Origin of the sequence: 'Cynodon dactylon' phytoplasma, assembly GCF_009268075.1 — a bacterium.
GTDB lineage: Bacteria > Bacillota_I > Bacilli_A > Acholeplasmatales > Acholeplasmataceae > Phytoplasma > Phytoplasma cynodontis.
In genome coordinates this window covers 70553-91426 of sequence record NZ_VWOH01000001.1, presented here as the reverse complement: position 1 = coordinate 91426, position 20874 = coordinate 70553, and the positions used below count along the sequence as shown (strand labels likewise).

16 protein-coding genes are annotated in these 20874 nt (G+C 23.7%); 15 read left to right on the top strand and 1 reads right to left on the bottom strand.

Going from position 1 to position 20874, the window contains the following annotated elements; genetic code table 11:
• Positions 1-61 precede the first annotated feature (61 nt).
• The 15 genes from F1741_RS00460 (at position 62) to tuf (ending at position 19722) form a co-directional block, all read left to right on the top strand.
• Positions 62-2494, top strand: coding sequence for an HAD-IC family P-type ATPase (locus F1741_RS00460; protein ID WP_152309649.1), 2433 nt, complete (start codon positions 62-64; stop codon positions 2492-2494).
• Between the two features lie 60 nt (positions 2495-2554).
• On the top strand, positions 2555-3262 hold the full coding sequence (gene rlmB, locus F1741_RS00455; protein WP_152309648.1) for a 23S rRNA (guanosine(2251)-2'-O)-methyltransferase RlmB: 708 nt from the start codon (positions 2555-2557) through the stop codon (positions 3260-3262).
• A 205-nt stretch (positions 3263-3467) separates the two neighbouring features.
• On the top strand, positions 3468-3611 hold the full coding sequence (gene rpmG, locus F1741_RS00450) for a 50S ribosomal protein L33 (protein ID WP_152309647.1): 144 nt from the start codon (positions 3468-3470) through the stop codon (positions 3609-3611).
• A 33-nt stretch (positions 3612-3644) separates the two neighbouring features.
• Complete coding sequence (gene secE, locus F1741_RS00445; RefSeq protein WP_152309646.1) at positions 3645-4040, top strand: preprotein translocase subunit SecE; 396 nt, start codon at positions 3645-3647, stop codon at positions 4038-4040.
• A 100-nt stretch (positions 4041-4140) separates the two neighbouring features.
• Positions 4141-4761 (top strand): transcription termination/antitermination protein NusG, encoded by a 621-nt coding sequence (nusG, locus tag F1741_RS00440; RefSeq protein WP_152309645.1) that lies wholly within the window; start codon positions 4141-4143, stop codon positions 4759-4761.
• A gap of 69 nt (positions 4762-4830) precedes the next feature.
• Entirely contained in the window at positions 4831-5256 is a 426-nt protein-coding gene (rplK, locus tag F1741_RS00435; protein ID WP_152309644.1) for a 50S ribosomal protein L11, read from the top strand.
• Positions 5257-5353: 97 nt separating this feature from the next.
• Positions 5354-6064 (top strand): 50S ribosomal protein L1, encoded by a 711-nt coding sequence (gene rplA / locus F1741_RS00430; protein ID WP_152309643.1) that lies wholly within the window; start codon positions 5354-5356, stop codon positions 6062-6064.
• Positions 6065-6185: 121 nt separating this feature from the next.
• On the top strand, positions 6186-6674 hold the full coding sequence (rplJ, locus tag F1741_RS00425; RefSeq protein ID WP_152309642.1) for a 50S ribosomal protein L10: 489 nt from the start codon (positions 6186-6188) through the stop codon (positions 6672-6674).
• Between the two features lie 66 nt (positions 6675-6740).
• A complete protein-coding gene (rplL, locus tag F1741_RS00420) occupies positions 6741-7133 on the top strand; it encodes a 50S ribosomal protein L7/L12 (protein WP_152309641.1) in 393 nt (130 codons plus the stop codon).
• 142 nt (positions 7134-7275) lie between these two features.
• On the top strand, positions 7276-11019 hold the full coding sequence (locus F1741_RS00415; RefSeq protein WP_193310867.1) for a DNA-directed RNA polymerase subunit beta: 3744 nt from the start codon (positions 7276-7278) through the stop codon (positions 11017-11019).
• A gap of 5 nt (positions 11020-11024) precedes the next feature.
• Positions 11025-15167: a DNA-directed RNA polymerase subunit beta' gene (gene rpoC / locus F1741_RS00410; RefSeq protein WP_425305176.1), complete on the top strand. Its 4143-nt coding sequence runs from the start codon at positions 11025-11027 to the stop codon at positions 15165-15167.
• Between the two features lie 148 nt (positions 15168-15315).
• The gene (rpsL, locus tag F1741_RS00405) at positions 15316-15759 is read left to right on the top strand and encodes a 30S ribosomal protein S12 (RefSeq protein WP_152309639.1); all 444 of its coding nucleotides are present in this window, start codon (positions 15316-15318) and stop codon (positions 15757-15759) included.
• A gap of 42 nt (positions 15760-15801) precedes the next feature.
• Positions 15802-16272, top strand: coding sequence for a 30S ribosomal protein S7 (rpsG, locus tag F1741_RS00400; protein WP_152309638.1), 471 nt, complete (start codon positions 15802-15804; stop codon positions 16270-16272).
• 34 nt (positions 16273-16306) lie between these two features.
• Positions 16307-18406 (top strand): elongation factor G, encoded by a 2100-nt coding sequence (gene fusA, locus F1741_RS00395; protein ID WP_152309637.1) that lies wholly within the window; start codon positions 16307-16309, stop codon positions 18404-18406.
• Between the two features lie 86 nt (positions 18407-18492).
• Positions 18493-19722, top strand: coding sequence for an elongation factor Tu (gene tuf, locus F1741_RS00390; protein WP_152309636.1), 1230 nt, complete (start codon positions 18493-18495; stop codon positions 19720-19722).
• Between the two features lie 84 nt (positions 19723-19806).
• Here tuf and F1741_RS00385 read toward each other — a convergent pair whose 3' ends face one another.
• A complete protein-coding gene (locus F1741_RS00385; protein WP_152309635.1) occupies positions 19807-20637 on the bottom strand; it encodes a Bax inhibitor-1/YccA family membrane protein in 831 nt (276 codons plus the stop codon).
• Positions 20638-20874 lie beyond the last annotated feature (237 nt).

Genomic DNA, 20874 nt, shown 5'->3' with positions numbered 1-20874 from the left:
TATATATTTTTTTACAATCAAAAAACTTGAATTTATTAGAAATAGGTAAATTTTGAATATTATGGAAAATGACAACAAAAAAATTAATTTTTTTGATAAAGAAAAAAAAATAGATTTGATTCTTAATATTGATGGTTTAACAACAGAGGAAGCTAAAAAAAGACAAAGAGAGCAAAAAAATAATTTTAGAATAAATGATGTTAATAAAAGTTTTAAAGATATTATTTTTACTAATTTATTTAATCTTTTAAATCTACTAATAATGATAATTGCTACTATAATAATTATAACTAAACATTATGAACAACTATTTTTTTTATTTATTAATTTTTTGAATTTATTAATAAGTATTATTCAGGAAATAAAAGTTAAAAAAACTTTAGATAAAATATCTTTATTAAATTTTCAAAATACTAAAGTTATTAGAGATGGTAATATAAATTCTGTTTCGATTGATGAAATTGTGAAAGGTGACATTTTGCTTTTAGGTTTAGGATCGCAAATAGTTGCAGATGCTAAAATAAAAAAAGGCATTTTAGAAATAAATGAATCTCTTTTAACAGGAGAATCAAAAACAGTATTTAAAAAAGAAGGAGATTTTTTATATTCAGGAAGTTTTGTTATTTCTGGAAATGCTTTTGCAGAAGTTATTTCTATAGGTTCTGATATGTTTATTTCTAAAATTACTAGAGAAGCAAAAAAATATAAGAAATTAAAAACTCCTTTAATCAAAAGTTTTTCTTATCTTGTATTTTTTATTATTGTTTTACTTTTGCCTATGTCTTTAGCTTTATTTTATTCTTCATTACCTCTTTATTTAACTGAAAAAAATAAATTTTTATTGGGTTTTTGTGGATTTATGTTAGGTTTAATGCCTTCTGGTTTATTTCTTTTAGCTAATATTACTTTAGCAGTAGGTTTTGTTAAATTAGCTCAAAAAAAAGCTTATATAAAAGATCTTTTCGGTATTGAAATGTTAGCTAGAATTAATGTTTTATGTTTGGATAAAACCGGTACAATTACAGATGGAAATATGTCAGTAAAAAAAATTATTAAATATAAAGATGATAATGAATTTTCTCCAGGATTAATATCTTTTATAATAACTTCTTTTCCTAATAATAATCCTACACAGAATGCTTTATATCAAAAATTTTATATTCAAGAAAAAGATAATTTTTCTTACAAAATTAAAAATATTCAACATTTTTCTAGTAAAAAAAAATATAGCTCTATTGAAATAGAAAAAATAGGAACTTTTTTTTTAGGTTCTCCAGAATTTATTTTAAAAGATCAAAATAAAGAAATTGAAAAAGATATAGCAAAGTATGCTATTTTAGGTTATCGTGTTATAGTACTTGTTAAAAAAAATAGTAAAAAAGAAAAAAATATTTCTAAAAAAAACCAATTTCAAAATAATTATGAAATTATATCTTTAATTGTATTAGAAGATACAATAAAGCCTGATGTTATAAAAACTATTAAATATTTTAAAGATAATGATGTAAAAATAAAGTTGATTTCAGGAGATAATACTTTAACAATTGGTTATATAGCTTATCATATAGGAATTATTAAAAATCCTAAGTTAGTTTTAGATTTGTCAGGTTTAAATAAAAAAGAAGTAGAAAAAAATAGTTTTAAATATGATGTTTTTGGAAGATCATCTCCTGAACAAAAAAAAATAATCATTCAAACTTTAAAAAAAGATGGTTGTAAAGTCGGCATGATAGGAGATGGTGTAAATGATATTTTAGCTTTTAAAGAATCAGATATTTCTATTTCTATGGCTTCTGGTAGTGAAGCAGCAAAAAACGTATCTAATTTAGTTCTTATCGATTCTAAATTTAGTTCTTTGCCTAAAGTAGTATCAGAAGGTAGAAGAGTTATTAATAATTTAAACAAAATTTCTGTTTTATTTTTGATGAAAACTATTTTGTCTTTTTTAATTGGTATTATAATTATAATAAATAATTTTTTTACTTCTAATTTAATTTTTTTCCCTTTTAATCCTTTACAATTTAATTTAATAGATACTTTTTTTATAGGAATTCCTTCATTTTTTTTAGCTTTGGAATCTAATACGAAAAAAATAAAAGGAAATTTTATAAAGAGTGTTTTTAAAAAATCTTTTCCTTATTCTTTACTTATAGCTATTAATTATTTTTTATTATTATTTTTTATTAAAATAACTTCAAGATCTTTTTTAGAATTTTTCTTAATTATAATAACTGCTCTGTTTTTTTTGTTAGTTTTAATTAAAAGTTGTATTCCTTTTAATAAAAAGAAAATTATATTAGTTTTATTTATGTTATTAGGATTTATTTTTTTTAGTTATTTGTTATTTTTTAGAAAAATTTTTAATGAAGAAAAAGTTGAATTATTATTTATTTTATATAAAAATAATATTCAAATTTTGTTTTTAGTATTTTTAAATATTTTGTTTATTTTTTGTTTATTTTTAAAATCTAGATTTAAAAAAATAAAAAAATAAAATTATTATTTATTAAATTTTTTTGTATTTATAAAAATAGTAAAGTAGTGAAAATGATTCATGATAATTTATGGAAAAAATATAATTAAAGAAGCTATTAAAGCAAACAGAGTTATTTATAATTTATATATAGATTATAAATTTAAAGATTTTCATTTTTTAAATTTTTTAAAAAAATTTAATATTAATTTTCAATTTTTAAATAAACATCAATTAAATGAAAAGTCAGATAATAGTAATCATCAAGGTATTGTAGCTGAAGTAGAAGACTACAAATATAAAAATTTAGATTCTTTTTTAAATAAACCTGATTTTCAAAAAGTTTTAATTCTAGATTCTATACAAGATCCTCATAATTTAGGCGCAATATTAAGAACGGTTGAAGCTTCCGATTTTAATGGAGTTATTTTAGGAAATAAAAATCAAGTTTTTTTAAACGGAACAGTAGCTAAAGCTTCAAGTGGTGCTTTAGAATATGTTAATATTTTTTTGGTTGAGAATTTATTCAAAACTATTGCTAAATTAAAAAAATATAATTTTACTATAATAGGTACAGATTCTAAAGCTAAATTAGATTTAGAACCCAAAATATCGTTAAATAAAAAATTTTTAGCATTTATTTTGGGTAACGAAGGCAGAGGTATAAGAACTTTGTTGAAACAAACGTGTGATTTATTAGTAAAAATACCTATGAAAGGTAAAATAAATTCTTTAAATGTAAGCGTCACAGCTGCATTAATAATGTATTCTTTTTTTGAAAAAAAATAAAATTTATTTTTTAATAAGTAGAAAAAATATGTTAAAATTAGTGTAATGTGTTTTTTTAGATATCTATATATGAAAATAATAAATTAAATTTAAATTTTAGAAGTTATTTTATTGACTAAGTGAAATTAATATTATAGTTTATTTTTTTAATTTGGAATTTAAAAAAATATTAAAAAATAAAAATTGATAAATTTAGTGATTATTTATGAAAAAAAAAAATATTTTAGTATGTAGTAATTGTTTAAATCGCAATTATAAAATTTTTGTCCATAATAAAGATAAGCGTTTAAATTTAAAAAAATATTGTTCTACATGTAAAAAGCATTTTTCGCACGAAGAAACTAGATAAAAATATACAATATTAAAGAAGAAGGAGTTTAAAGTGGTTTATAAAGATCAAGAAGAAAAAAATTATATTCCTATATTAGATGTCTTAAAAAAAGAATATAATTTATTTGATATATTTTTGGTTTTTTTTTCTATTCTTTTTATGGGAATATGTCAAACTTTAAAATATTCATACCTTAATAGTAGTATAAATAATGTTCAGAAATTTTTTTCTTTTTTGTTTTTTTTGTTTTTTTGTTTCTTCTTATATGGTATTTATCCTTTTTTTCATAAAATGTTTAAAGAAATATATTTAATATCGTGGCCATCTTATAAACAGATTTTTTTGCAAATTTTTCAGGTTTTTTTATTTACTTTAATTTTAGAAGTTGTTATTTATTTTTTATCATATTTATATGATAAAGTAGATCCAGTATTTCCATTATTATAGAAAAATAATATTTATTATTTTGATTTTTTTGATTTTAAATTTTAGTTTAAAATAAATTTTTATATTTTAAATTTTATTTTTTATTGTAAAAGGTAATTTGATGAATAAATTTATAAACAAAAAAAAAGACGATAAAGATGAAATAGATTTAGATAAAAAAGCAGAACAAGAAGAACCTAAATGGTATATTATCCAAACATATTCTGGATATGAAAATTCTGTTAAAAAAGATTTGTTAAAATTAACTAATAGTAAAACTAAAATTTCTAAATTTATTTTTGATGCTATTTGTCCTCAAAAAAAATATTTCAAAATAAAGGCTGATGGTACTAAACAAGAGAAAGAAAAAAAAATGTTTTCTGGTTATGTTTTTATTAAAATGATTGTTACTAATTATTCTTGGTTTGTTGTAAGAAATATTCCTAAAGTTACTAATTTTTTAGGTTCTATCAGAGGTAGTAGCGATTCAAGACCTGTTCCTGTAAGTAAAAATGAAATGGATCATATTTTAATGGAAATAGGTTTAGAAACACAAAAAAAATATGATTATTTAATAAATAAAAAAGTAGAAATTATTAATGGTTCTTTTGCAGGACAAAAAGGAAAAGTGACTTATTTAGATTATAATCAAAATAAGTTAATAGTAGAAATTGATTTATTCGGAAGAACTACTCCTATTGAAATTTCTTTTTATGATTTCAAAGAACTTTTAAATTGTTAAAAATGAAAAAAATTGATTATATTGTTTAATAATTTTAATAATAATGATAGGTTGAAAATAGAGGTTAAAATGTCTAAAAAGATTTTTAAAAATATAAAATTACAAATTATGGCAGGAAAAGCAAATCCAGCTCCACCTATTGGTCCTGCTTTAGGTCAAGCTCAAGTGAATATACCTTTGTTTTGTAGTCAATTTAATGAGGCTACTAAGGATAAAATAGGTTATATGATTCCTGTAGTTATTAGTGTTTATACTGATAAAAGTTTCAGTTTTGTTATTAAAACTCCTCCAGCTAGTGATCTTTTAAAAAAAGCAGCTAAAGTAGAAAAAGGATCTTCTGATTCTATTAAAAACAAAATAGCTACTTTAAATTATGAACAAATTAAAGAAATAGCTAAAATAAAAATGCCTGATTTGAATTCTTATTCTTTAGAAGATGCTTGCAAAATTATCGAAGGTACCGCTCGTAATATGGGTATTATTATAGAAAAGTAGTAATTTTTTATATTTTATTAATTATTTATTTTTTTATTTTTGTTATTTATTTTTTTATTAAATTTATCGAAAGGTTTATTATTTTGTTAAAAATTATATGAAAAGATCTAAAAATTATCTATCTGTTATGAAAATAATAGATTCAACAAAATTATATGAAGTTACTGAAGCTATAGATTTGATGAAAAAAACTAATATAGCTAAATTTGATGCTACTGTAGAGTGTAATTGTTCTTTAAATTTAGATCCAAAAAAAGCAGAACAAAATATTCGTGGTTCTTTAATTTTACCTCGAGGAATTGGTAAAAAATGGAAAATAGCTGTTATTGCTAAAGGTGCTAAATTAAAAGAAGCAGAAGAAAATGGAGCTGATTATTTTGGAGAAAAAGAATTATTAGAAAAAATTTCTAAAAATTGGACTGATTTTGATATATTGATCGCTACTCCTGAAATGATGCCTATGATATCTAAATTAGGGAAAATTTTAGGGCCCAAAGGTCTTATGCCTAATCCGAAATTAGGAACTGTTACAGATAATATTAATCAAATAATTAAAGATATAAAAAAAGGAAGAATAGAATATAAAGTAGATAAAAACGGAAATATTCATGTTGTATTAGGAAAGTGTTCTTTTGATAATAAAAAAATATTAGAAAATTTAATTTTTTTCTATAAAAATTTAATTTCTATAAGACCTAAGACAGTTAAAGGTAATTTTATAAAATCAATGAATATTTCTTTAACTATGGCTCCTGGAATTAAGATTGATCATACAACAATTGATAATAAGAAAGTATCTTTTTTATAGTTTTTTTAATATTTTTTAAATACTCAATTTTAAATTAAAATATATGAAGAAAAAAATTATTTTGGATTTTAATTAAATACGAAATAAAATTTTTTTATAGAAGGGAAATAAAAAAATTTTCATGTCACAGAATATTATCGAACAAAAAAGAGAACATGTTGAAAATTTAGTTAATGATATTAACAATTCCAAAATAGTTCTTTTATTTGAATATAAAGGAATGACAGTTCAAGATTTTACAGAATTAAGAGTCAAATTAAGAAAATTTGATAGCAAAATTAAAATATATTCTAATAATATAATAAAAAGAGCTTTTAAACAAACTGATTTAGAAAAGTTAGAAAGTTTAATAAAAGATTCTAAAGCTTTATTACTAAGTCATAAAGATGATAATCAACCTTTAAAAATTTTATTTGATTTTGCAAAAAATAATAAATTTTTAAAGATTATTTCAGGTTTTGTAGATAACAAAATTTATTCTCAAGAAATGATTTATAATTTAGCTACTTTACCTTCGAAAGAAGAATTATTATCTACATTAATTATGAATATATTATATCCAATTAATGATTTAATTTTTACTTTAGATCAGATATCTAAAAAAATATAAAATTATATTAATAAATTATTTATTTTTAAATTTTAATTTTTTAAAAAAAAGAAAGGTAATCTTAAAATGTCTAAATTAGATAAAAATGATTTTATAGAATCTTTAAAAAAAATGACTTTATCAGAAATTAAAGAATTAACAGATGCTTTAAAAAAAGAATTTAATATAGAATCTTCGATTATGGTAAATTCATCAAATTCTTCAAACCAAAAAGAAGATAAAGTAGAAAATAAAAAATTTAATGTTATTTTAAAAGAGGTTACAACAGACAAAAAAGTACCAATAATTCAACTTGTTCGTAGTATAACTGAAAAAGGATTATTTGAAGCTAAAGAATTAGTAACGACTGCTAATTCGATTATTAAACAAAACTTAGAAAAAGAAAAAGCTGATGAAATTAAAGAACAATTCAAAAAATTAGGGGCTGTTGTAGAATTAGAAGAATTTAAAGAAGAATAAAAATAAAAGTTACTTTTTCAGTAGATATCGATATTATAAAAAAACCTAAGGACAAAATATAAAAATCTCTTAGGTTTTTATTATTTTAAAATTATTTTTTTACTATTTTGTTATTTAAAAAAAGATTTAGGAGTCAGATATAATGAAAAAATATCAAAATGTTAAATATGGTACCAAAACAGAACGTCGTAATTATTCTAAGATTAATTATGATATTGAATTACCTAATCTAATTCAAACCCAAACTGAATCTTTCAAATTGTTTTTAAAAAAAGGTATTCAAGAATCTTTAGAAGATATTTCTCCTATTGAAAGTTATAATGGTGATTTAAAATTATATTTTGATGACTTTTTTTTAGAAAAACCAAAATTAAGTGTTAAAGAAGCTAAAAAAAGAGATTTTAGTTATTGTTCTGAGTTGTTTGTTAATGTAAGATTAGAAAATGTTTTTACAGGAGAGATTAAAAAAAGTCGTATTTTAATGACAGATTTACCTTTGATGACTCCTTCTGGAACTTTTATTATTAACGGAACAGAAAGAGTTGTGATATCACAAATTATACGTTCAGCAGGTGCTTATTTTACTGAAAAATTTGATTTAAAATTTAATAAAATTCGTTTTGAAGCACAAATTATTCCGACTAGAGGAGCTTGGATAGAATATGAACAAAGCAATAAAGATGTTTTATATGCTAAATTAGACAGATCAAAAAAAATACCTTTGACTAAGTTTATTCATGCTTTGGGTTTTAATAATAGACAAGATATTGAGAAAATTTTTGGAGAAAATAATCTTCTTAATTTAAGTTTTGAAAAAGATGATGATTCTAATTCTAATGATGCTATTATAGAACTATATTCTAAACTACATCAAGGCGAGAAAGTTTCGGCAAATGCTTCAAGAGAATTTATTAGAAATAGATTATTTGATCGAAAAAAATATGATTTATCTTCTGTTGGAAGATACAAATTAAATAAAAAACTGGATGTTTTAGATCGTGCATTAAATACTTTTTTAGCTAAAGATTTAATAGATAAAAATAGTAATAAAATTTTATTTCCTAAGGATACTTTGTTAACTCAAGACATTATTGATCAATTAAGGAATAAACGCGATTTGTTTAGAGTAGAATTAATTAATTTAGAAGATAATTTAGAAAATAAAATAAATTTAGATGATAATTTATTAGTTTGGACTTACAAAAAAACAATAGATAATGAAGAAAATATTTATATTAAGGAAAATATTTTTGATCTTAAAACTGGAGAAGTGTTAGTTCAAAAAGATTCTTTGTTAAATAACGATGTCATGAATATTTTAGAAAAGAATAAAGAAAATATAGAAGAAAAAGTTATTAAATATTTTACTCATTTTACAAATAAAAAAAATAATAAAAAAAAACATTCGGAAAATAAAATAGTTTTAAGCGAAATCTTAGATGTATATTTATTAGATGACAAAAATAATAAAAATTTTATTAAAATTATTGGTAATAATCAGGAAGAAAAGAAAGAAAGTATTGTTTTATCAGATATTATTGCAAGCATTAGTTATTATTTAAATCTTTATCAGAACATTGGTAAAGTAGATGATATTGATTATTTAGGAAATAGAAGATTAAGATTAGTGGGGGAATTAATTAAAAATCAATTTCGTATTGGTTTAACAAGAGCAGAAAAAAATATTAAGGACAGAATGTCTATAAGTAAATTTGATTCTATTACTCCTGGTAGTTTAGTTAATTTTGCTTCATTATCAATAGTAATTAAAACTTTTTTTGGTAGTTCTCGTTTATCTCATTTTATGGATCAAGTTAATCCTTTAGCAGAGCTTACTCAAAAAAGAAGAATTTCTGCTTTAGGAAATGGTGGAATAGATCGCGATAGAGCTGGTGTTGAAGTTAGAGACGTTCATAATTCTTATTACGGAAGACTTTGTCCTATTGAAACTCCTGAAGGTCCTTCGATTGGTTTGATTTCTTCTTTAGCTACTTATGCTCAAGTAGATCAATATGGTTTTATTAAAACACCTTTTTTAAAAATTTCACAATTAAATGGTATTACAAAAGTTTTAAATCAACTTGAATATTTAACTTCTTCAGAAGAAGAAGGTAAAATTATTGCTTCTGCAGATTCACTTTTAGATGAAAATAATATTTTTTTAGAAAATAAAGTAATTGCCCGAAAAAATGGTGAAACAGGATTATTTAATAAAGATCAATTAGATTACATAGATGTATCACCTAAACAAATAGTATCTATTGCTACTTCTTCTATTCCTTTTTTAGAACATAATGATGCTTCAAGAGCATTAATGGGTACTAATATGCAACGTCAAGCTCTGCCGCTTTTGATTCCTGAAGCTCCTATTGTAGGAACAGGAGTAGAACATAGAATAGCTAAAGATTCTGGATGTTTAGTTATTGCAGAAAAAGATGGTATTGTATCTTATGTAGATGCTCAAAAAATAATTATTAAAGAAGATGAATCAGGATATGAAAAAACTTATGAATTAACTAATTTTCTTAAATCAAATCAAAATACTCTTATTTTACATAAACCTATTGTTAAAAAAAATGAATATGTAAAGAAGGGAGATATCATTGCTGATGGTCCTGCTACTAATAATGGAGAATTGTCACTAGGAAGAAATTTAACAGTTGCTTTCATGACTTGGGATGGTTATAATTACGAAGATGCTATTATTATGTCAGAAAAACTAGTACAAAATGATGCTTATACTTCTATTCATATAAATAAATATGAAATTAATATAAGAGAACTAAAAAAAGGTGCTGGTAAAGAAGAAATTACAAGACAAGTTCCTAATGTAAGTTCTGATGCTATTAAAAATTTAGATCATAGAGGTATTATTATTCCAGGTTCTGAAGTTAAAGAAGGAGATATTTTAGTAGGTAAAATTGTTCCTCAGGGTGTTTTCGAACCTACTCCATACGAAAAATTAATTCAAACTATTATTGGCGAAAAAGCTCGTGATTATAAAGATAATTCTTTAAGAGTTCCTTTTGGAGAAAACGGTATTGTTCAAAATGTAGAATATTTTTCTGTTAAAAATGGTGATGTTTTAGCTACTCCTGGTATCAATGAAAGTGTTAGAGTTTATATTGCAAAAAAAAGAAAAATAAAAGAAGGAGATAAAATAGCAGGTAGACACGGTAATAAAGGTGTTATTTCACGTATTTTGCCTCAAGAAGATTTGCCATATATGTCTGATGGCACTACAATTGATATTATGTTAAATCCTTTAGGAGTTCCAAGCAGAATGAATATTGGTCAAATTTTAGAAATGCATTTAGGTCTTGCTGCTAAAAATATCGGTATTAAAGTTGTAACTCCTGTATTTGATGGAGTTAATAATGATGATTTGAATAATATTATGAAAGAAGCTGATTTACCTTTAGATGGAAAAAGTATTTTATATGATGGAAGAACTGGTGAACCTTTTCATCATCCTATTTCAGTAGGAATAATATATATGATTAAGTTATCACATATGGTAGATGATAAATTACATGCTAGAAATGTAGGCCCTTATACTTTAATAACTAATCAAGCTACACGTGGACAAGGTCATAGCGGACCTGGAGGACAAAGAACTGGAGAAATGGAAGTTTGGAGTTTGTATGGATATGGTGCTGCACATACTTTGCAGGAACTTCTAACTGTTAAAAGTGATGATATAATTGGTCGTAACAAAACTTATAATGCAATAGTTAATGGTTTACCTTTACCTAAACCTTCTATACCAGAAAGTTTTAGAGTTTTTGCAAAAGAATTACAATCTTTAGGTTTACATGTTGAGTTAATTAAATCAGATACTAAGGAAAATAAAGTGAATTATTCTTTAGTGAATAATAAGGAGTAAATCAAATTCAAATTATGAATTTAAATGTTAAAATTGAAAATTTTTTTTCTTCACAAAAAACTTTAAAAGTTTTGAAATCTATTGGTATTAGTAAGTTAATAGATTTTAATTATTACACTCTTTCTAATTTGAAATCTTTATTAAATAAAGAAATTTTGGAAGATATTGTTCCTATTTTGAAAAAATTTTTTTTACCTTCTTCTTTAGAAAATTTAAATTTATCTAAAGAATTTGTTAATATTTTAAAAAAAAATAAAATAAATGATTTACATTCAATTTTAGAATTTAATAGTAATTTTTTAAAAAAAATAGTTTCTGAAGATAATGCTTTTGCAGAACAAATAGAAAATATTTTGGATTTTTATAATGTTCAAGATAACTGTAAATTTAATAACAATAACAAAAATAAATTTTATGAAAAAAAAAGTTCATTTAAAGACAAAAAAGATAAACTTATTAATTCAAATCAAAAACAAATCAAAAATAAAGAATATGGAAGCCGTGAATATGAATATTTTAAAATTCGTTTAGCTTCTCCTCATGAAATAAGACAATGGTCTTATGGAGAAATTGTTAATTATGAAACTATTAATTATCGTACTGCTAAGCCAGAAATAGGTGGTCTTTTTTGTCCTAGGATTTTTGGACCTGTTAAGGATTTACAATGTTTTTGTTCAAAAAAAACAACATTGAGAAAAGGTCAAATTTGTTCTAAGTGTGGTGTTGAAATTACTGAGCAAAAAGTTAGAAGAGAAAGAATGGGTCATATTGAATTAGCATCTCCTATAGTTCATACTTGGTATTTAAATAGTTCTCCTAGTAGATTAGCTATTTTGTTAGGTATAAAAGCTAAGGAATTATCAGAAATAGTTTATTATGCTTCTTATATTGTGTTTAATCCTGGAAAAACTAATTTAGAAAAAAAACAAATAATAAGTGAAATTCAGTATGGCCAATATTTGGATCATTATGGAAATAGTTTTGTGGCTTTAACTGGTGCTGAAGCTATTAAAAAAATGTTAGAAGAACTAGATTTAGACTTAATCATTAAGGAATTAAGAGTTTTTTTAAACAAAGTATCGAAACAAAAAAGAGATAATATTATTAAAAGGTTAGAAATAATTGAGTCTTTTAATCAATCCGATAATAAACCTGAATGGATGGTTATGGATGTTATTCCTGTGTTACCAGCAGATTTAAGACCTATAGTACCTTTAGATGGTGGTCGTTTTGCAACTACTGATATTAATGATTTATATAGAAGAATTCTTAATCGTAACAATCGTTTAAAAAAACAAATTAAACAAAAAGCTCCAAGATTAATTATTAAAAATGAAAAAAGAATGCTTCAAGAGGCTGTAGACGCTTTATTTGATAATGTTAAAACAAGCAAAAAAAATAATTCTAATATAGAAAGAAATAAAAATTTAAAATCTTTGTCAGAAATGTTGAGAGGGAAACAAGGTCGTTTTAGACAAAATCTTTTAGGAAAAAGAGTTGATTATTCAGGAAGATCAGTTATTATTGTAGGACCGGATCTTAAAATACATCAATGCGGAATACCAAGACAAATGGCTTTTATTTTGTTTAAACCTTTTATTTTAAATAAATTACAAGAAGTTAAAGGGATCGATAGAAAAAACGCAACTGCTTTATATGAAAAAATGAGTGAGTATGTATTAAGTATTTTAGAAGATGTAGTTAAAGAACATCCGGTTTTGTTAAATAGAGCTCCTACATTGCATCGTTTAGGAATACAAGCTTTTGAACCAAAATTAATAGATGGAAAAGCAATAAGATTGCATCCTTTGGTAACTCCAGCTTTTAATGCTGATTTTGATGGAGATCAAATGGCAGTTTACTTACCTTTATCTATCGAAGCTCAAGCTGAAGCACGATTATTAATGTTAGTATCTCATAATATTTTAGATCCGAAAAATGGAAGTCCTGTTTTATCTCCTTCTCAAGATATGGTTTTAGGTAATTATTATTTAACTATAGAAAAAAGTAAATATTATATTGCTCCAGATTCTAAAAATACAAAAAAAGATATCGAACAAATAGAATATACAAATAGAAATGAAGGTAAAATATTTTTTGATTTAAAAGAAGCAGAATTATCTTTTTATAATAAAGAAATTGAACTACATACTAGAATTTTAGTTAAAGTTTGTAATATTGATTCTTATTTTACTGAAGAACAAAAAGAAAAGTATTTAGTTACTACTTTAGGAAAATTAATTTTTAATAAAATTTTACCTTCTCATTTTAATTATATTCAAGAACCAACTACATTTAATTTAGAAGTAAAAACTCCTGATATCTATTTTATTCCAAAAAACGGTAATCCTAAAGATTTTTTACCTAATATACCAATTACAGAACCTTTTAAAAAAAAATTTTTATCAATGATTATAGATCATGTTTTTAAAAAGAGTAATATTACTGAAACTTCTAAAATGTTAGATAATATTAAAGATTTGGGTTTTAAGTATTCTACAATAGCTGGCATTACTATTTCTCATTTTGATATTAATGTTTATTCAAAGAAAAAAGAGTTATTAACAGAAGTAGAAGATAAAATAACAGAAATAGAACAATGGTATGATAATGGTTTTTTAACTATTTCTGAGAAAAAAAATTTAGTTATTCAAGAATGGAAAAATGTTAGAGATAGAATTCAAGAAGGCTTAATGAAAGAATTTGATAAAAATAATCATTTATTTATGATAAGTGATAGCGGAGCTCGTGGAAATGCTTCCAATTTTTCTCAATTATCCGGTATGAGAGGTTTGATGAATAGTCCAAAAGGAGAAATTTTAGAAATACCTGTTAAAAGTTCTTTTAAAGAAGGATTAACTGTATCTGAATTTTTTATTTCAACACATGGTGCTCGTAAAGTTTCTACTGATACAGCTTTAAAAACTGCAGAATCTGGTTATTTAACACGTAGATTAGTAGATGTTGCTCAAGATAATATTATTACAAAAGAAGATTGTTATACTGATAAAGGAATATTTATCGAACCTATTTATAGAGATGAAAAAGAAATTGTTTCGTTATCTCAACGTATCTTTGGTCGTTTTGCAGCAGAAAATATTATTAATCCTAAAAATAAAGAAATTATTTTGAAAAAAAATGAATTAATTACAAAAGATATCGTAAGCAAAATTATTCAATTAGATATTAAAAAAGTTAAAATTAGAAGCATTTTAAATTGTAATTTTGATCATGGTATTTGTTCCAAATGTTATGGTTTAAATTTAGCTACAAATAAAAATGTTGAAATAGGTGAAGCTGTTGGTGTTATTGCTGCACAGTCTATTGGAGAACCAGGAACACAATTAACTATGAGAACTTTTCATACTGGAGGTGTTCTTGCTGTTTCTGATATTACTCAAGGGTTACCTAGAATTCAGGAATTATTTGAAGCTAGAAAACCTAAAGGAAAAGCAATTATTAGTGAATATAATGGTTTTGTTAAGGATATTAAAAATATTAATTCTCAATTTTATGAAATAACTATTGTATCTGAAACAGATTCAAAAAAAGAATTTGTTTATAATGCTTTATTCAATTCAGAAATTTTAGTTTCTAAAGGTATGAATATTAAAGCTGGACAAAAATTAACTAATGGTTCTATCGATTTGAGAGAATTATTAAGAATTACTAGCGTTGAAGAAACTCAGAAATATATTTTAGAAGAAGTTCAAAAAGTTTATCAATCTCAAAGCGTTACTATTAGTGATAAGCATATTGAAATTATTATTCGCCAGATGTTTAAACAAGTTTTAGTTATTTTTGAAGGTAATACAAATTTATTGCCTGGTTTAGAAGTTTCAATAAAAGATTTTCGTAAAGAAAATTTAAAAATGATTGAAAATAAAAAAACTTTAGCTGTGGCTCGCCCTATTTTGTTAGGTATAACGAGAGCTTCTCTAAAAAGCGATTCTTTATTATCAGCTGCTTCTTTCCAAGAAACAACCAAGATTTTAATTGATGCAGCTATTAAAGGTCAAACAGATTATTTATATGGATTAAAAGAGAATGTTATTGTAGGAGGTCTTATTCCTGCAGGAACAGGTATTTTAGAAACTATATCTTTTAAATATCCTAAAGATAAAAATAAAATTTCTGATAGTTATTAATTTAATTAAAATTTTTTAAATTAATACAATGATTCGAAATTTGATAATATTGATTTTTTTATAAAAAAAAGTTATAATAAATTATCTTATTTGCTTTGATATAATAAAAATTTGCTTTGATATAATAAAAAAAAGAAAGGTGAATCGAATGCCTACTATTTCACAATTAATTAGAAAAAAAAGAATTTCTAAGGTTTCTAAAATTAAGTCTCCTGCTTTAAGATATAGCTTCAGTAGTTTAAAGAAAAGAAATGTATATTACAATTCTCCACAAAAATCAGGAGTTTGTATTAAAGTTTCTACTATGACTCCTAAAAAACCTAATTCAGCTTTAAGAAAATTTGCTAGAGTTCGTTTAAGTAATGGTGTTGAAATAACTTCTTATATTCCGGGAATTGGTCATTCTTTACAAGAACATAGTACAGTTTTAGTTCGTGGAGGAAGGGTAAAAGATTTGCCTGGTGTAAGATATCATATAGTTAGAGGTACTTTAGATTCTACTGGAGTACAAAACAGAAAACAAGGACGTTCAAAATATGGAGCTAAAAAAGTTAACAATACAAATTCTAACGATAAATTTAAAAAAAAATAATATTAAAATATAAAAATAAGAAAGTGAAAGTGAAGTAAAATTATGTCTCGTAAGAAACGTATATATAAAAGAGATATATCGCCAGATCCAGTGTATAATTCTAAATTAGTTACCAAAATAATTAATACTATTATGAAAGATGGTAAAAAGAGTGTTGCTAGAAATATTTTATATAGAGCTTTTGATAAAATAAAAGAAATTACAAAAAAAGAACCTATAGATGTTTTTAATAAAGCTTTAAGTAATGCGATGCCTATTTTAGAAGTTAGAACACGTACTATAGGGAGTCAAAATTATCAGGTACCTTCAGAAGTACGTCCTGAAAGACGTCATTCTTTAGGTTTAAAATGGTTAATACAATATGCTCAAAAACGTAATGGTAAAAGTATGGAAGAAAAATTAGCTAAAGAAATAATTGATGCTTCTAATGGTATTGGTTTAACTATTAAGAAAAAAGAAGATACATATAAAATGGCAGAAGCTAATAAAGCTTTTGCACATCATCGTTGGTAATTAAAATTTAATATAAAGGGGATAAAAGAAGTATATGGGACGTCAATTTAGTCTAGATAAAATGCGTAATATAGGTATTATGGCTCATATTGATGCTGGTAAAACCACTACAACAGAAAGAATTTTATTTCATGCTGGTAAAATACATAAAATAGGTGAAACGCATGATGGGGCTTCTCAAATGGATTGGATGGAACAGGAGAAAAAAAGAGGAATAACTATTACTTCTGCTGCTACAACCGTTTTTTGGAAAGATAATAAAATTCAGATTATTGATACTCCTGGACATGTTGATTTTACAGTAGAAGTTTCTCGTTCTTTAAGAGTTTTAGATGGTGCAATAGCTATTATTGATGCTCAAGCAGGAGTAGAACCACAAACAGAAACTGTTTGGAGACAAGCGACTGAATATAAAGTACCAAGAATTATATTTGTAAACAAGATGGATAAGATAGGAGCTAATTTTGAATATGCTATTGAAACTTTAAAAAATAGGCTTGGAATAAAAGTGGCTGCTATTCAATTACCTATAGGAAAAGAAAATAATTTTCGTGGTATTATTGATTTAATAGAAATGACTGCTTTTGAATATGATGGTTCGCCTAATGAAAATGGAAAATTTATCGATATTCCAGAAGAAATGAAAGAATTAGTTTATTTAAAGAGACAAGAATTAATAGAAATTTTGTCTGATTTTGACGATAATTTAATGAATTTAGTTTTAGAAAATAAGGAAATTAACTCTGATATTTTAAAAAAAGTAATAAGAAAAGCAACTTTGGATATTAATTTTTTTCCTGTTTTATGTGGTTCTTCTTTCAAAAATAAAGGTATTTTAAAAATTTTAGATGCAATTATTGATTATCTACCTTCTCCTATTGAAGTATCTTCTATAATTGGTTTTGATCAAAATCAACAAGAAATAGTTGTAAAACCTTCTGATTCAGAACCTTTTGTAGCTTTAGCTTTTAAAGTTATGTCAGATCCTTTTGTTGGTCGTTTAACTTTTTTAAGGGTATATTCTGGTCATCTTAAAATAGGTTCTTATATTTATAATACATCCAAAAAACAAATTATTAAAGAACGTGTTTCTCGTTTACTACAAATGCATGCTAATACAAGAACTGAAATTAAAGAAGTTTATACTGGTGATATTGTAGCCGTTATAGGTTTAAAAGAAACTATTACTGGAGATACTTTAACTTTAGAAGATAATTTTATTATTTTAGAATCTATGAATTTTCCAGATCCGGTAATAGAAATCGCAGTCGAACCTAAAAATAAAAGCGATAGAGGTAAAATTACTTCTGCTTTAAAAAAATTAGCAGAAGAAGATCCAACTTTTAAGTTTTATACGAATGAAGAAACAAACCAAACTATTATTGCTGGTATGGGTGAATTGCATCTTGATATTATCATAGGTCGTTTAAGAAGTGAATTTTTAGTAGAAATTAATACTGCTAATCCTCAGGTTTCTTATAGAGAAACTTTTGTTAAAAGAATAGAAACAGAAGGAAAATATATAAGTCAAACTGGAGGTAGCGGTAATTATGGACATGTTAAAATTATTTTTGAACCGAATAACGAAGGTAAAGGTTTTGAATTTATTAATAAAATTGTAGGAGGTGTTATTCCTCATAATTTTATTGAAACTGTAAGAAAATGTTTAGAAGATATTTCTACACAAGGAGTTGTAGCTGGTTATCCTTTGATTGATTTTAAAGCAACTTTATTTGATGGTTCAATTCATTTAGTTGATTCTAATGATTATGCTTTTCAAAGAGCTACTCAAAATGCTTTAAGTTTTACTAAAGACAAAGGTGTCATTGCAGTTTTAGAACCTATTATGAAATTAGAAGTAATAACTCCACATGAATATTTAGGTAGTGTAATGGGTGATTTAATGTCTAGAAGAGGAAAGATAGAAAAACAAGAAAATAAAGATAGTGTTGCAATTGTTATTCAAGCTTTAGTTCCTTTATCAGAAATGTTTGGTTATGCTACTATTTTACGTTCTAATACTCAAGGGAGAGCAAATTTTAGTATGGAATTTAAAAAATATGAAAAAGCTCCTAAAAATATTCAGGATAGTATTATTCAAGAACGTAGTATTAATATTATTAAAAAAACATAAATTCTAAATCTTTTAATATTTTAAAAAGATTTTAAAAAAAATAAAAAAATTTTTTTTAATTAAAAAAAAAAGGAGGCCTTATAATAATGGCTAATGAAAATGAAAATTTAAAAAGAGATAAAGTTCATGTTAATGTAGGTACTATTGGTCATGTAGATCATGGAAAAACTACATTAACAGCAGCAATCACAACTGTTTTACACGCAAAAGGTTTAGCTGAAAGAAAAAAATATGATGAAATAGATAGTAATCAAGAAGAAAGAGAAAGGGGAATTACTATTAATACTGCTCATATAGAATATTCTACAGAAAAAAGGCATTATGCACATATTGATTGTCCTGGTCATGCTGATTATATTAAAAACATGATTACTGGTGCTTCTCAAATGGATGCTGCTATTTTAGTAGTTTCTGGTAAAGATGGTCCTAAACCTCAAACTTCAGAACATTTATTATTAGCGAAACAAGTAGGAGTTCCTAGTTTAATAGTTTTTATCAATAAATGTGATTTTTCTGATGTTACTGATGATATTTTAGAATTAATTGAATTAGAAGTTAGAGAATTACTTAAAAAATATAATTTTGATTATGAAAATACTCCAATTGTTACTGGTTCTGCTTTAAAGGCTATTGAAGAATCCGAACCAGATTATAAAGGTGAAAAAATTTATTCTAAAAAAATAGAAGAATTAATACATTTATTAGATACATATATTAAAGATCCAGTAAGAGATATAAATCAACCTTTTTTAATGCCTATAGAAAATGTTTTGACTATTTCAGGTAGAGGCACTACAGTTACAGGACGTGTCGAAAGAGGACAAATAAGTGTTAATGATGAAGTTGAAATAGTTGGTTTAGGCAAAGAATCTCAAAAATCAGTTGTAGTTAGTATGAAAACATTCGACCAACATTTAGGTACTGCAATAGCGGGTGATAACATCGGAGTTTTATTACGTGGTATTCCGAAAGAAAGTGTTGAACGCGGTCAAATTTTGTGTAAACCTGGTTCAATAAAAGCATATTCTATTTTTGAATCTGAAATTTATCTTCTTACAGAAAAAGAAGGAGGACGTAGAACTCCAGTTAATGCGAATTATAAACCTCAATTTTATTTTAGAACAACTGATGTTACTGGTTCAATTGAAGAATTTATCGGAGAAAGCGCTCAAAATCCTTTTGGTCAACCTGGAGATTTAATAAATGTGAGAATAAAATTGATTAAAACAGTTGCTATTGAAGTAGGTACTAAATTTTCTGTTCGTGAGGGTGGCAGAACTATTGGAGCTGGACACGTTTTAAAAATTATTGAATAATTCTTTTCATTTTTTGTAAAAAAAAAGATCTTTGTTAAAAAAGATCTTTTTTAATATTTATTTATTGAATATTATTTATTTTTTTCAATATTCTTTTTTTTTGAAAAATCCTAATTTGATTAAAAGTATAATACATTGAATAAAAATATAAATAAGATTCATATGAAACCCTAATGCTACTCTCCATTCGTTATCTTTATGAATTTTTTGAGAAACTATAAAATTAGCATCATCAAAATCTAAAGCTAAACTCATACAACCGAGAATTAAAAAACATATAGAGAATATAAAAAATATCTGTTCATTTATAAACATATCTTGAGAGTTATTGCTATAACTAGATATTAAATTTAACAATAATTTTGTTATAAATAAAATTAATAAAGAAATAATGAAAAACATTCTAAATTTATTATTTACTGTGATAATATTATTAGTATATAGAAGATGAACTATCATAAATAACATAATTGTTGAAATAAATGCAAATGCAATACCATACATAAAATTAGAATAATATAATTTTAATAAATTTAGGAAAAATCCTAAAGTAATACCTTCTGTTAGTGCTATACTTATAGCTATTGTTTTTTGATATTGTAAAGAAACTATGTTACTTAAGAAAAACAAAATTAATTCTATTAAAAAACAAGATAAAAAAACTGTTTTAATAAATATATTTATTTTACTAATTGACGTTATATTAGCTATCATATATTCTGTTAATATAGTATAAGAAGTTAAAACACTTAAAATAGTACAACAAAAAAGTATAAATGTTTTTAAAGATATTGATTTAAAAGAACAGATTTTGTCATTTTCGAATTTTAAATTATTTATTTTAGATTCTTTAGATTTTTTTTTAATACTTTCGATAATATAGTTGTTTTTTCTAAAAATTTTTTGATTATTCATTTTAAAAAACTCCTTGTTACTTCTATATAATTTTTTTATAAATTATATAAAAAATTTTATTTAGATATAACTTTTATTCTTGATAAAAAAATAACAAAATAATACTAACACAATAATTATTTTTAATATTTACTAAAATATTATAACAAATATTTTATTTAAAAAATGTTTTAATTTTTTAAATTTAAATATCTAAAAAATAAAATATGTTAGATTTATTTTTTATTTCGTTTATTT